Annotated in this window: 13 protein-coding genes; 7 read left to right on the forward strand and 6 right to left on the reverse strand. The window is 45.5% G+C overall.

The annotated features are described in order from the left end of the window. Nucleotides 1–5: 5 nt before the first annotated feature. Both ptsP and ACPUEY_RS02395 read right to left on the reverse strand, forming a co-directional pair. Complete coding sequence (ptsP, locus tag ACPUEY_RS02390; protein ID WP_425121016.1) at nucleotides 6–2,303, reverse strand: phosphoenolpyruvate--protein phosphotransferase; 2,298 nt, start codon at nucleotides 2,301–2,303, stop codon at nucleotides 6–8. Nucleotides 2,304–2,391: 88 nt separating this feature from the next. After that, nucleotides 2,392–2,868 carry an RNA pyrophosphohydrolase gene (locus ACPUEY_RS02395; RefSeq protein WP_086195300.1) on the reverse strand — a complete coding sequence of 159 codons (477 nt, stop codon included), beginning with the start codon at nucleotides 2,866–2,868 and terminating at the stop codon, nucleotides 2,392–2,394. A gap of 182 nt (nucleotides 2,869–3,050) precedes the next feature. Between ACPUEY_RS02395 and ACPUEY_RS02400 the strand changes: the two genes are divergently transcribed. Together ACPUEY_RS02400 and ACPUEY_RS02405 are read left to right on the forward strand one after the other, a co-directional pair. Further along, the gene (locus ACPUEY_RS02400; protein ID WP_425121018.1) at nucleotides 3,051–3,701 is read left to right on the forward strand and encodes an HAD family hydrolase; all 651 of its coding nucleotides are present in this window, start codon (nucleotides 3,051–3,053) and stop codon (nucleotides 3,699–3,701) included. A 271-nt stretch (nucleotides 3,702–3,972) separates the two neighbouring features. After that, nucleotides 3,973–4,218, forward strand: a complete 246-nt coding sequence (locus ACPUEY_RS02405) for a DUF2789 family protein (protein ID WP_425121019.1) — start codon at nucleotides 3,973–3,975, stop codon at nucleotides 4,216–4,218. A gap of 54 nt (nucleotides 4,219–4,272) precedes the next feature. On the opposite strand, the gene ovoA is transcribed toward ACPUEY_RS02405, so the two are convergent. From ovoA to ACPUEY_RS02420, 3 genes are all read right to left on the reverse strand, one after another. Continuing rightward, nucleotides 4,273–6,489 carry a 5-histidylcysteine sulfoxide synthase gene (gene ovoA, locus ACPUEY_RS02410; protein ID WP_425121020.1) on the reverse strand — a complete coding sequence of 739 codons (2,217 nt, stop codon included), beginning with the start codon at nucleotides 6,487–6,489 and terminating at the stop codon, nucleotides 4,273–4,275. 147 nt (nucleotides 6,490–6,636) lie between these two features. Beyond that, nucleotides 6,637–7,509: a LysR family transcriptional regulator gene (locus ACPUEY_RS02415; RefSeq protein ID WP_425121021.1), complete on the reverse strand. Its 873-nt coding sequence runs from the start codon at nucleotides 7,507–7,509 to the stop codon at nucleotides 6,637–6,639. A 202-nt stretch (nucleotides 7,510–7,711) separates the two neighbouring features. Continuing rightward, the gene (locus tag ACPUEY_RS02420; protein WP_092819078.1) at nucleotides 7,712–7,954 is read right to left on the reverse strand and encodes a DUF2061 domain-containing protein; all 243 of its coding nucleotides are present in this window, start codon (nucleotides 7,952–7,954) and stop codon (nucleotides 7,712–7,714) included. A gap of 201 nt (nucleotides 7,955–8,155) precedes the next feature. On the opposite strand from ACPUEY_RS02420, the gene ACPUEY_RS02425 reads away from it, so the two are divergent. The 5 genes from ACPUEY_RS02425 to leuB all read left to right on the forward strand — a co-directional run bounded on the left by ACPUEY_RS02425 (nucleotide 8,156) and on the right by leuB (nucleotide 12,583). Beyond that, nucleotides 8,156–8,347 carry a hypothetical protein gene (locus ACPUEY_RS02425; protein ID WP_261181233.1) on the forward strand — a complete coding sequence of 64 codons (192 nt, stop codon included), beginning with the start codon at nucleotides 8,156–8,158 and terminating at the stop codon, nucleotides 8,345–8,347. Nucleotides 8,348–8,591: 244 nt separating this feature from the next. Further along, on the forward strand, nucleotides 8,592–10,025 hold the full coding sequence (gene leuC / locus ACPUEY_RS02430) for a 3-isopropylmalate dehydratase large subunit (protein WP_092819076.1): 1,434 nt from the start codon (nucleotides 8,592–8,594) through the stop codon (nucleotides 10,023–10,025). A 114-nt stretch (nucleotides 10,026–10,139) separates the two neighbouring features. Next, nucleotides 10,140–10,790, forward strand: a complete 651-nt coding sequence (leuD, locus tag ACPUEY_RS02435; protein ID WP_092819075.1) for a 3-isopropylmalate dehydratase small subunit — start codon at nucleotides 10,140–10,142, stop codon at nucleotides 10,788–10,790. A gap of 105 nt (nucleotides 10,791–10,895) precedes the next feature. Next, nucleotides 10,896–11,459, forward strand: a complete 564-nt coding sequence (locus tag ACPUEY_RS02440; RefSeq protein WP_425121022.1) for a hypothetical protein — start codon at nucleotides 10,896–10,898, stop codon at nucleotides 11,457–11,459. A gap of 44 nt (nucleotides 11,460–11,503) precedes the next feature. Beyond that, nucleotides 11,504–12,583 (forward strand): 3-isopropylmalate dehydrogenase, encoded by a 1,080-nt coding sequence (gene leuB, locus ACPUEY_RS02445; RefSeq protein ID WP_261181235.1) that lies wholly within the window; start codon nucleotides 11,504–11,506, stop codon nucleotides 12,581–12,583. A 62-nt stretch (nucleotides 12,584–12,645) separates the two neighbouring features. Here the strand turns inward: leuB and ACPUEY_RS02450 are convergent, their stop codons facing one another. After that, on the reverse strand, nucleotides 12,646–13,059 hold the full coding sequence (locus ACPUEY_RS02450) for a hypothetical protein (RefSeq protein WP_425121023.1): 414 nt from the start codon (nucleotides 13,057–13,059) through the stop codon (nucleotides 12,646–12,648). Nucleotides 13,060–13,128 lie beyond the last annotated feature (69 nt).

The following is a 13,128-nucleotide window of genomic DNA, read 5'->3' on the forward strand; positions in this document are numbered from 1 at the left end:
CCATTTTAAGCACCCAAAATACGGGTTGCAGATTTCACCATATCCCCTAGACCATGGGTCTTGAAGTAATATTCCATCCAGCTTTTCACCATTAGTGGGTTACTCATTTTTAATACACGTTCCAGCTGTTCCTGGGCATCGGTCATAGGGACATGGCAAATGGCTTTACGCACCCGCAAAATATTGCTTGAACTCATCGACAGGGTATTAAAGCCCATCGCCATCAATAGTACCGCTGCCAATGGGTCGCCAGCCATTTCTCCACAAATGCTCACCGGTTTATCATATTTATGACATTCCTGAACCAAGCGGGTTAAAGCGCGTAAAATAGCCGGATGGAAGTGCGAGTAGACATTGGCAACCCGAGGGTTATTGCGGTCAACCGCCAGTAAATACTGGGTCAAGTCATTTGAACCGACCGAGAAAAAATCTACCAGTTCGGAAAACTCTTCAATCTGTAACAGCACACTCGGAACTTCAACCATAATGCCAATTTTGGGCTTGGTAATTTTGACCTGTTCTTCCTCCTGCACTGCGGTCCAGTCACGGTCCAGCAGATAGAGGGCTTCTTCCACTTCACTGACACTGGTGATCATGGGCAGTAAAATGTGCAGGTTATTCAATCCAATACTGGCTTTGAGCATGGCACGAATCTGGGCAGAAAAAATTTCTGGATGATCCAGGGTAAAACGGATACCGCGCCAGCCCAGCGCCGAGTTTTCTTCTTCAATCGAGAAATACGGTAAATCTTTATCTGCACCAATGTCGAGGGTACGCATCACCACAGGTTTATTGGCAAAGTGGCTGAGTTGCTGGCGGTAAATGGCACGCTGTTCTTCTTCGCCAGGGAAGCGGTCACGCAGCATAAACGGAATTTCAGAGCGGTATAAACCGACGCCTTTGGCACCACGCTGTACGCCGCGAACGACATCAATCATTAAACCCGTATTGACAAACAGTTTGACTGCAACGCCATCTGGGGTGATGGCATCTTTGGTTTCGTATTGCTTTAAGTCTTTCGCCAGCTGTTCTTCTTCTTTCTGGATTTCTTTATAGCGGGTACGCAAACGGCGCGGTGGATTGATAAACACACGTCCCTGATGGGCATCGACAATCATCTCGACATCATCCAGGGTATTGATTGGCAGTTCAGTCACACCGACCACAGTTGGAATGCCCAGGGCACGTGCCACAATCACCATATGTGAATTCATGGCACCTTCGGTAGTGACAATTGCGGCAATTTTATCCACCGGTAATTCAACCAGTGCCGCGGTTGAAATGTCTTCCCCGATCAGAATGCTTTCATCGGTCAGTTCCCGATGGCTGGCATCGGCTTCCTGCAAAAAGGCCAGAATACGACGCCCTAGATCTTTCAGGTCGGACACACGTTCGCGTAAATAGTCATCTTCCATTTGTGCAAACAGGGCAATGTGATTATCAATGACAATACGTACAGCACCCTGTGCCCAGTTCCCATCGCGGATTTCAGCCTTAATTTCAGCAGGCAGGGAGTTTTCATCCAGCATGCGCAAAAACACGCTGAATAAAGCCCGTTCCTCAGCCATTAAGGCATCCTGCATTTTTTCATCCAGTGCCTGAATTTCCTGACGCACGGCATTTAATGCGGCATCCAGAAGAGCCAGTTCTTCACTGATGTCATCTGCTTCGCGATCAGGCACAGCAGCCAGATCGGCAGGCGGATAGAGAATTACGGCACGCCCTAAAGCAATCCCGCCTGAACCGGAAACGCCCTGAAAGGTTTTATAAGCAGGTAAATTGCTTGGCTTGCGGAATACATCGATATTGCCCACGGCATGGGCATGGGCAATCACACCGGACAGCTGGGCACACAGGGTGACCAGGAACGACTCCGCGGCTTCGCTAAAATCTTGTGGTTCCTTATTTTGCACCACCAAAACGCCCATCACCTTGCGGCGGTACATGACTGGAACACCCAGGAAGGAATTATAAATTTCCTCGCCGGTTTCCGGCAGGTACATAAAGCGTTCGTGCTTTGGTGCATTATCCAGGTTGACGATTTCTTCGCGTTGTCCCACCAGTCCCACCAGGCCTTCGCTGGTATGTAAGGAGACATGTCCCACAGCTTCAGGATTTAACCCTTTAGATGCCATGAGCAGATAACGCTGGTTTCGTTCATCCAGCAGATAAATGGAGCAGACATCCACGCGCATGGCTTCAGCAACCTGATTGACCATGATGTCGAGTGACTCATGCAAACTGGTGGACGCATTGATTTCTTGCACAATGCGTCTTAAGGTGTCCAGTTGCATATTCGACATAAAATCTGCTCCAAAATAAGTTTAAAACTGTTTTTATTTATAACAACATGCTACTAAAAAATCTGCATTTTCATGCAATTTTTTCGAGCTAGAGCGAGGGCAACTGCTGACACAGTTCCACCATCGCCCTCCGGTATACATCGCGTTTAAAATTCACGACCTGACCCAATGGGTACCAATAGCTTACCCATTGCCACTGGTCAAACTCGGGTGGGTCTGACAGGTCCAGCTGAATATGCTTTGCTGGCGCTGTCAGCCGGAGTAAAAACCACTTCTGTTTTTGACCAATACACACCGGGTCCGAATCCGGGCGTATATATCTTTGCGGCAAACGATAACGCAGCCAACCTTTTGTTTGCGCTACAATTTGAACATGTTCGGGCAATAAGCCAACTTCTTCTCTCAGCTCACGATAAAGTGCCTGTTCGGGGGATTCTCCAAACTGGATCCCTCCTTGCGGAAATTGCCAAGCATTGTGTCCAATGCGTTTTGCCCATAAAACTTGTCCAATGTCGTTTGCCAAAATGATCCCGACATTCGGTCGGAAACCTTCTGAGTCGATCATTTGGCTACCTAAATTTTCTGTAATGTATGGCTTTTTGTTCGGGGATTGTTATTTCTATATCCATCTCGAAAAAAAGCACAGATTAAATGTTAAAAATTGCTATGATCTTAACGAATTTCTATCGACTAGCGGAGATAGATTTACAATTTTTTTCTTAAATTTCAGTTTTTACGAGTATTTTCATGAAATTGGCTTTATTTGACCTCGACCACACCCTATTAAATACCGATTCAGATTATTCATGGGGTGAGTTTTTAGTAAACGAAGGTTTAGTCGATCCAATCCGACATCGTCAAATGAATGACAAATTTTATGAGGACTATAAAGCAGGGCAACTTGACCCGATTGCCTATAACGAATTCGTCTTTGAATTTTTAACCCAGCATGACAATGATTATTTGACCGAATTACATGAATTGTTCATGAAAAAAATCATTCGTCCGCAAATGCGTCCCGAAGGTTTTGCTGCCATTCAACGTCACAAGGATGCCGGACACGAGCTGGTGGGAATTACCGCAACTTCGGATTTTATTACCGCACCGATTTTTCACGAGTTTGGTATTACTGAAATTATTGCCACCAATGCAGAAGTGGTGGATGGCAAATATACCGGTAAAGTCATCAACACTGCCTGTTATCAAAAAGGGAAATTGATCCGTCTGGAACAATGGCTGGAAGGGCGCAATATCGAGGAGTCATGGGCGTATTCAGATTCATTCAATGACCGTTTCTTGCTGGAATATGCCGACCATGCCATTGTGGTCAACCCGGATGAGCGTTTAGAGGCTTTGGCCAAAGCACAAAACTGGGAAATTCAGGATTGGTCAATTTAGGCAATTTGTTTTGACGGAGGGGGGAGCCTACGGAATAGGGCGGTTCTCTCCACTTTAAACGTGAAAAATAAAAAATGGATTGCACCCAAATCCTTGCATGTTGGAAGAGGGTTGCTACCAAACTGCTGAACCGGATTGAAGGGGTTATATCGACTAAGGGACGATAAAATAAGCCTTACCATGAGTATGCCTTTGCCGTATATTAGAATGAAAGCACAAGGGTAAAAAACAAAATTTATTGTTTGAAATTGAACAAGAACAGGAGATTAAAATGAGCCAAACACGTCCAAGAATGACCAATCTTTTTGAGCAGTTAGGATTAGATTCCAGTGAAGAGGCGATTGCCCTGTTTATTGCTACGCATCAACTCAATGCCCAGACCCAGATTACCGAAGCCGAATATTGGAACGAAGCGCAGCGCCAGTTTTTGGCAGAAAAAATCAAGTCCGATGGTTCATGGGCGATTATTGTTGACCAGTTGAATGAATCGCTGCATGAAGATTCAGTGATCCGATAAAGATCATAGCGAAATAAAGCCAATTCTCAGATTGGCTTTATTTTTGTAAAGAATTTACCTGACCCGTTTCCATAAGGTGACTTGGGACAGGGTGTGTTGATATTTACGCGCGGTTTCACGAATCACAAATGCCACATCCTGAGGTTCATCCAGCATTTCGAAATGCGCTTGCAACAGTTCCGTAATACCTTGCAGCGTACTAAAGTTTTCCGCATTTTTCTTAAAGCCCCCGAGCCATTCAGCACGTGCAGTATGTTCTTCTAGCCAGGTATAGGGGGAGGCCAGCATTAAAATTCCACCCAGTTTTAAACGCTGATGGATTTCGGCTAAGAAATCTTTGGGATGATGCAGGCGGTCAATTAAATTTGCAGCCAGAATGAAATCATAATTGCTAAAATGAGGCTTTAAATTGCAGGCATCGGCCTGGAAAAAATCGACTTTATGCGCAAGCTGATCTAAGCCCAACTCTTTTAAGTTGCAGGCTTTATATTCCACCAGTTCCCCTTCAATCGGCAGGGTGTAGCGTAGCGTTTCTCCTTGCGCCAGCTGTACCGCCTGCTGAATAAAGCGTGCGGAAAAGTCCAGGCCTGTGACCTGATCAAAATAAGCTGTCAGTTCAAAGCTGGCCCGACCCGTGGCACAACCGATATCCAATGCCTTCTCGGTAGCAATATCCTTAAAATAGGGCTGTGCAATGTCCATCAGGCTTTGGGCAAAATTGGGCACGTTAAAATATTCTGCACCGTACTGAAATTCCAGATATTGTGAGATCATCTGGTCCGTTTCATACTGCGATTGAAACTGCTGAAGTTCTTGAGAAGCAGCGACATAGCGGAACCCGGCATGCTGGAAAAAATGCCGGCGGAAAGCATAACGTGAGCTGTGCAATGTCTCATTGCCGGCAGAAATCCAGGAACCGCCTTTGATTAAATTATGTTGCCCGTCAAAGGTTGGGGTGCTGAAATCATCATAGAGCGGATGCACCTGAAAACCGTCAAAAGGGTAAATCGGGGTTTCAGTCCATTGCCAGACATTGCCCTGAATATCAAAAAAATCACCCTGCTGAAAATGATTCACCGGGCAGGGACTGGTTCGGTATTTCAGTTCGATATTGGCCTGTTCAGGACTGGGCAGATTGGCATCCAACCCTGCCACATCATACAGCCGGTACCACTCATCTTCTGTGGGCAAGCGAATACTTTGACCGGTTTTCTCGGCTTTCCAATTGCAAAATGCTTTGGCTTCAAGATAATTCACTTCTACCGGCCAGTCCCAAGGCATGGAAATTTCTTCCAGCATCAAACGCAGTGACCAGCCTGAAGGGGTTTTTCGCCAAAAGCTAGGATGCTGGGCTTGAGAAAATTTCAGCCAGGCCTGTCCTTCTGCGGTCCAGTAGCGATCAGTGGCATAACTGCCATCTTCCACAAAACTCAAGAATTCCTGATTGGAAACCAGATATTGTGAAGCCTGAAAAGCGGCCACATCTGCCTGATGCCGGCCATATTCATTGTCCCAGCCATAGAAGTTACTGTCGAAAGTCTTGTTTAGGTTGACCTGTCCTGCAGGAACAGCAATCAGGGTATTTTCGGGTGCAATGTCTGTGATGACCTCGGCATGCCACTGCGGATGGTTGTATACATAGTCCAGCTGCTGCTGGCGAATCAGGACCGAGGAGGTTTCAAGATGAATCCGTTCATGTTCAATGCCCATGAGGATCGACCACCACGGATGGTTCCAGTTCAAGGGTAACGTCAGGGGGGCATGCTCAATCAGATTCAGGACCAGTGTCCGTACCTGGCCACGATAAGCCCGGACTTCTTCTACATTCGGCCAGTCATAATGCTGCTCATTCAGATCGTCCCAGCTCATTTCATCGACCCCGACAGCAAAAATGCTTTCCAGCTCTGGGTTCAAACGTGCGTGAATCAGGTTGCTGAGCAGCAGTTTATTGATAAAAAAGGTCGCCGTATGACCAAAATAAAAAATCAGCGGATGACGTAAAGAGATGGGTTTAAGGTAATAGGCTGCATCATTTTTCAGGCAGTCAAACAGCCGTTCATAGCTGTCAAAAGTATTCAGAAAATAATCACGCAAGCTATGCCGTGCCGTGGCTTCATCAGCAAAGTTTAAATCGGGCGTAGGCAGCAAAGAAATTTTAGCGCTTTGCCATAGATTTGGAGCATCGACATCGGCTTTGACTGGGTGTGTTTTAGCTTCGGTTGTTTCAGGTGAATTTGTTATAGATAGGGTTGGTGATAAATCCCTCAGCATAGCTCCATACTCCTTCGAATTCTTTTGCACATTTAAAACATGTTGTTTTATGTGTTTTATTTAAAAGTACCCGAAAGCTGTACCGCTATGCTAAGGATTAAGGTAACAAAATGCTGCATCCAGGCAGATGCAGCGCTCAAGCCGGTTTTAGCCGAGATGCGAGTTTTGCATCATGGCCACCAGTTCCTGTACGGCACGTGACTGGGTGCGCCCCGGATGCCAGACCATGCCCAGTTGACGTTGCATTTGCACATTGATATCCAGCATTTGCAGGTCCTGATTCAGCAAGGTTTTCGGTAATACCGACCATCCCAAACCAATTGAAACCAGCATGCGGATGGATTCCAGCGGATTGTTGCTCATGGTGATTTTCGGTTTAACGCCTTGCTTTTCAAACTCTGCCAAGGTGATTTGCGTGGTATAGGTTTGCGAGGCGGGCAATAGGCTGGGATATTGAATCAAGTCTTCCAGACTCAGATGCTTTTTTTGTGCCAGCGGATGAAAAGGTGCCACCACAAAGACCAGCGGATCATTCCAGATGGTCACATAACTCAGGCGTTCATCCCCTTTCGGCGGCAGGGTTAAAAAGGCCAGTTCCAGGTCACCCGCCAGTACCTGTTCATGCGCCTGTTCCGAGTCAACAAAATGCACATCTAAAGTGACGTCAGGAAATTTTTGCACATAATTGCGCAGGTGCTGCGGTAGATGGTGCAAGCCAATATGATGACTGGTGCCAATTTTCAGTTTGCCTTGCACCTGTTCCTGTTCGTGACTGAGGGTATGGTGAATATCGCCCAGTTCATTGAGCCAGTTTTTCACTTTCGGCAATAAAGAATGTGCAGCATGCGTCGCCTGAACGCCACGACCGGCAGACTCAAACAGTTTCACGCCAAAATATTCTTCCAGGCTATGAATGCGTTTAGTCACAGCAGGCTGGGTAATAAACAATAAATCGGCAGCCATAGAAATAGAACCGGTTTCCATGACTTTAATGAACGCTTCAAAGGCAGCAAGATTCATAAGGGGATATCTGGTTATATGAAAATTAAATTATTATAAAATATTTTTATATCAAAGGGGCGTTTCATCTTAAAAAAGACCCGAAAAAATGTATGCAGATGTGAACTTAACAGGTAAAAATAAAACATCACCTCATGCCAATGAAGTGATGCTTGTAAAGCGGAAAACAGGAACCCATGATATTTCTATAGCCCGGCAATATTTAGATGGCCGCGTTGTTCCTGTTCTGCATTTTCACCGGTTTGGCTTCCCAGATTTTTTCATGGAAGAAGAACGCGATTGCCTGAATGGTCGGCTCAAGCAAGCTCAAGGTCACTGCCATCCAGATACTTCCTGTGACGAAATAACCGACCAACATGGCAATGGTGATGTGCATAATGTAATAGCTAAAGGTTTTCTTGAACATACGCTGGTTGTTATTCACAAATTTTTGGATATGGGCCATGGGGTGTTCCTCAATCTTTGCCTCGGGATATAGCTAAATGATAATCAGTCTTATTTAATTTGTGAAAACGAACATTTTTATGTTTTTAATCGGTTTTATAAATTGTTTGGCTGGTTCAACTGAACAATCAATACAACAACAGGGGAACGGTATCGCCTAGAGAGATATGTCTAGAGATACTTTTCTGGAAGGGTGAACATCATGGATATTAAACACATCAAATACCTTCTTGATATTTTTGAAGAAGCGGTAGAAAAACGCAGTCAGGTCTATGAAATTGCCGATGATGAAGATGATGAAAATCAGGCGGCTGCCCAATGCGGTGCAGCGAAAGCAGAACTCATCCGGGCAATTGAACAGCTGGTAGAAGCGAAACAAAAACCGTCGGGTTAAATTCAGCATGGGTACTCTCTGCAGGCAGCGTTAAAGCCTTTCATTTGTTGAGCATGAGCATAAGGAGATTGCCGTCTTAAAAACTGAAGGGATGAAATTTTGCCAAAATGCAGGGTTTAAATACGGTCAAAATTAATTCCAAAAAGTTTTTAAACTAATAAAAATGATAAATTAGATTTATGTAAATACGTGGTTATAATCGAAGTTAATGAAAGCATTACCCAGTTCTATGGAGCGCGTCGACATGGCAGGCAATACCCCAAAAGCAAAGACTTTATACGATAAATTGTGGGATGACCATTTAGTAAAACAACGCGATGATGGCTCAGCCTTACTTTATATCGACCGTCATTTATTACATGAAGTAACTTCGCCCCAAGCTTTTGAAGGTTTGCAGCTGGCAGGTCGTAAACCTTGGCGTTTAAGTGCCAATGTGGCCACGCCAGACCATAACGTACCCACCTCAAAAACCGAGCGTGAGCAGGGTATTGCCGGTATTGAAGATGACACTTCGCGTATCCAGGTACAAACCCTGGATGACAACTGTAAAACCTTCAATATTGTTGAATTTGATATTAACGATATTCGCCAAGGGATCGCACACGTGGTTGGACCTGAGCAAGGTTTGACTTTGCCGGGCATGACTGTGGTGTGTGGTGACTCGCATACGGCAACTCACGGTGCATTTGGCTGTTTGGCGCACGGTATCGGGACTTCAGAAGTTGAACATGTATTGGCAACCCAGTGCCTGGTTCAAAAGAAAATGAAGAACATGTTGGTGCGTGTTGACGGCAAATTGGGCCAGGGCGTTACACCAAAAGATGTGGTATTGGCGATTATCGGTAAAATTGGCACTGCAGGCGGTACCGGTCACGCGATTGAATTTGGCGGTCAGGTGTTCCGTGACATGTCTATCGAAGGCCGTATGACCGTGTGCAACATGGCGATTGAAGCCGGTGCGCGTGTCGGTATGGTCGCTGTTGATGACAAAACCATTGAATACGTGAAAGGCCGTAACTATGCACCGAAAGGTGAGCAGTGGGATGCTGCTGTAGCCTACTGGAATACCTTGCACTCTGATGAAGGTGCGCATTTCGATACTGTGGTGGTGTTACAGGGTGAAGAGATTGAACCGCAAGTTTCTTGGGGTACTTCGCCTGAAATGGTGATTCCGGTGTCCCAAGCGGTGCCAACCTTGGAACAGGCCAAAGATGACGTGCAACGCAATGACTGGACCCGTGCTTATCAATATATGGGTTTAAATGCCGGTCAGGCATTGGCAGACATTCAGTTAGACCGTGTATTTATCGGTTCTTGCACCAACTCGCGTATTGAAGATATTCGTGCTGCAGCTGAAGTGATTAAAGGCCGTAAAGTGGCTGCTTCAATTAAACAGGCCATGGTGGTTCCGGGTTCTGGTTTGGTAAAACAGCAAGCTGAAGCTGAAGGTCTGGATAAAGTATTCTTGGATGCCGGTTTTGAATGGCGTGAACCGGGCTGTTCAATGTGCTTGGCCATGAATGCTGACAAATTGCAACCGGGCGAGCACTGTGCCTCAACTTCTAACCGTAACTTCGAAGGTCGTCAGGGTAATGGCGGTCGTACGCACTTGGTGAGTCCTGCGATGGCAGCTGCTGCAGCGATTGCCGGTCATTTCGTTGACGTACGTACGTTCTAGTTTAAGCCCTCATCCCAACTTTCTTCCTGAGCCATATCATGGCGCAAGAGAAGGAGTTCCCTCTCCTTATAGGAGAGGGTTAGGGAGAGGTTACGGATTTATTGGGAAATAAACATGAAAAAATATACCGTTGAACAAGGTATCGTTGCACCATTAGATCGTGCCAATGTCGATACAGATTTAATTATTCCAAAACAGTTTTTGAAATCGATCAAACGTACCGGTTTTGGTGAAAACTTATTTGATGAATTGCGTTATCTGGATGAAGGCTATCCGGGTCAAGACAACTCAAAACGTCCTAAGAATCCAGATTTCGTCTTGAACCAGCCGCGTTATCAAGGTGCGACAGTTTTAATTTCACGTGCCAACTTCGGTTGCGGTTCAAGCCGTGAGCATGCGCCATGGGCGTTGAATGAATACGGTTTCCGTACCGTGATTGCACCAAGCTATGCCGACATTTTCTTTAATAACAGCTTTAAAAATGGCATGTTGCCGGTGATCTTGTCTGAAGAAATCGTCGATCAGTTATTTAAAGAATGTGCGGCAACTGAAGGCTACCAGTTAACCATCGACCTGGAAGCGCAGGAAGTACGTACGCCATCGGGTGAGAGCTTTAAATTTGAAGTCGATCCGTTCCGCAAACACTGCCTGTTGAATGGTCTGGATGATATTGGCTTAACTTTACAGGCTGCAGATGATATTCGTGCCTATGAAGAAAAGACCAAACAGTCACGTCCTTGGGTATTTCAGGAAATTCACGGTTAATTACTTGAATTTTCAGCGCTAGTAGTATCCAGGCCTAACTCTTGCTAATATCGGATCCATAAAAATATTTAGTTGGCTTTAATTGGTGAGGGTTGGGCTCGAACAATGACAAAAGTTTATGGTCAGCTTGCTGTACTGGGTCTTGTGGCCGCATTTTTAACTGCGTGCCAAAGCATTGATACTGTACGGATTAAACATGTAAAAGAAACTGAAAGTAGCAAAACGAATGCCTTGATTTACTGTGCGGGTACTGCAAACTGTGAATTTGAACGTTTAAATAAAATTCAAATTATTGATGCAGCCCAGCGCCGTGTAAATAGTGCTGCGGTTGAATCGGGTATTTTACGTTTACAGGCAAACTCCTTAAGTCAGCCGAATGCGTTATATCTTTCAATCCCTCCGGGGCAACATGAAGTGGTGATCCGCTTTTATCCGATTTCCAGGGATCGTGCCGAAACCCTTCATGTTTTTCACCAGTTTAAGCCGAAGCAGCGTTACATTTTTAAAATGTACCGTGAACGCAACAAACAGCAGGGCAGCTTGCTGAATGTATCTGCACCTGAACCCTTGTGTGTAGATCTCCTGCAAGAACACAAGACAATCCGACGTTTCTGCAGACCCTACAATGCCTTGACCGGTCTGGGTGAGTTTGTGGAAAAGAAAATTTAAAATCCCGTCGATGGAATGCATCGACTTCATAAATGGAAACACTCATGTCAAAACATATTTTGATTTTACCAGGTGATGGTATTGGTCCTGAAATCGTAAAAGCAGCTGAACAGGTGCTTGCACGCGTGAATGAAAAATTTAATCTGGGTTTGACTTGGGAACAGGGTTTATTGGGTGGTGCAGCGATTGATGCGCATGGCGAACCGTACCCAGCAGTAACTTCTGAACAGGCGAAAAAAGCCGATGCCATTTTATTGGGTGCGGTCGGTGGTCCAAAATGGGATACGATTGAACGTTCAATCCGTCCAGAGCGCGGCTTATTAAAATTACGTAGCGAACTCAATTTATTCGCAAACTTGCGTCCAGCAATTCTTTATCCGCAACTTGCCGGTGCTTCAAGCTTGAAACCTGAAATCGTATCAGGCCTAGATATCCTGATTGTTCGTGAACTCACCGGGGGTATCTACTTCGGTCAGCCACGTGGTATCCGTGAACTGGAAAATGGTGAAAAACAGGGTTTCAACACTGATGTATATGCAGAGTCAGAAATCAAACGTATTGCGAAAGTGGCATTTGAAATGGCGAAACTTCGTGGTGCTAAAGTCTGCTCAGTCGATAAAGCCAACGTCCTTGAAGTGACTGAATTGTGGAAGCAAACCGTAACCCAGTTACATGCTGAACAATATCCAGAAATTAACCTGTCGCACATGTATGTCGACAATGCTGCAATGCAGCTGGTACGTGCGCCTAAGCAGTTTGACGTGATTGTAACCGGCAACCTGTTCGGTGACATCCTGTCTGATGAAGCAGCGATGCTGACCGGTTCGATCGGCATGTTGCCATCTGCATCACTGGATGAAAACGGTAAAGGTATGTATGAGCCATGTCATGGTTCAGCACCTGACATCGCAGGCCAAAACATTGCCAACCCGTTAGCGACCATTCTTTCTGTGGCGATGATGCTGCGTTATACCTTCCGTGAAGAAGCTGCAGCGCAAGCCATTGAAGATGCGGTAGGCAATGTACTGGATCAAGGTTTACGTACTGGCGACATCATGTCAGAAGGCAATACTCAGGTAGGTACGGTTGAAATGGGCCAGGCCGTGGTTACTGCATTGAATTAAGTTCGCCTGACAGAAAAAACGCAGCCATGAGCTGCGTTTTTTTATGGCCTTTTCAGAGGGTTTTAACAGGTATGGCCAGTGTAATGAACCGATGTGGCAATGTTGTGTTCTAAGCGATAGATAATTTTACATTGCAAGTTGACATCATAGCTTTGTGATCGGGGCGTCACGGGTACAGGAATATTGCCGGCATCAATATCGGCAGGATTTTGTGCCATCGGTAGCGGAATGCTGACAGGACGAATGACGGTATAAGTGAGCGTCTGATCATTTGCAATAGGCGCTAACACCTGCTGGTAACCGATGCTGTTTAAATCCAGCCTGGCCTGAATGCTTTGACTGGTCTGTCCGATAAATTGCTGTAAATAGGCATCACGTTGTTGTGCACTGGTTGTTGGTGATGTCGAGCAGCCATACAGCAAGCTCATCATTAAGCCCAGAATTGCAAAAAGACTGAAGGTGTGAAGAAATGACATCGCCTTTTCTCCATTGAAATAAAACTTTATTTTAAACAGAGAAATTTGAATGAACGTTGTGATTTGATA

It is taken from the genome of Acinetobacter sp. G11, assembly GCF_049808495.1.
GTDB classification, from domain to species: domain Bacteria; phylum Pseudomonadota; class Gammaproteobacteria; order Pseudomonadales; family Moraxellaceae; genus Acinetobacter; species Acinetobacter kookii.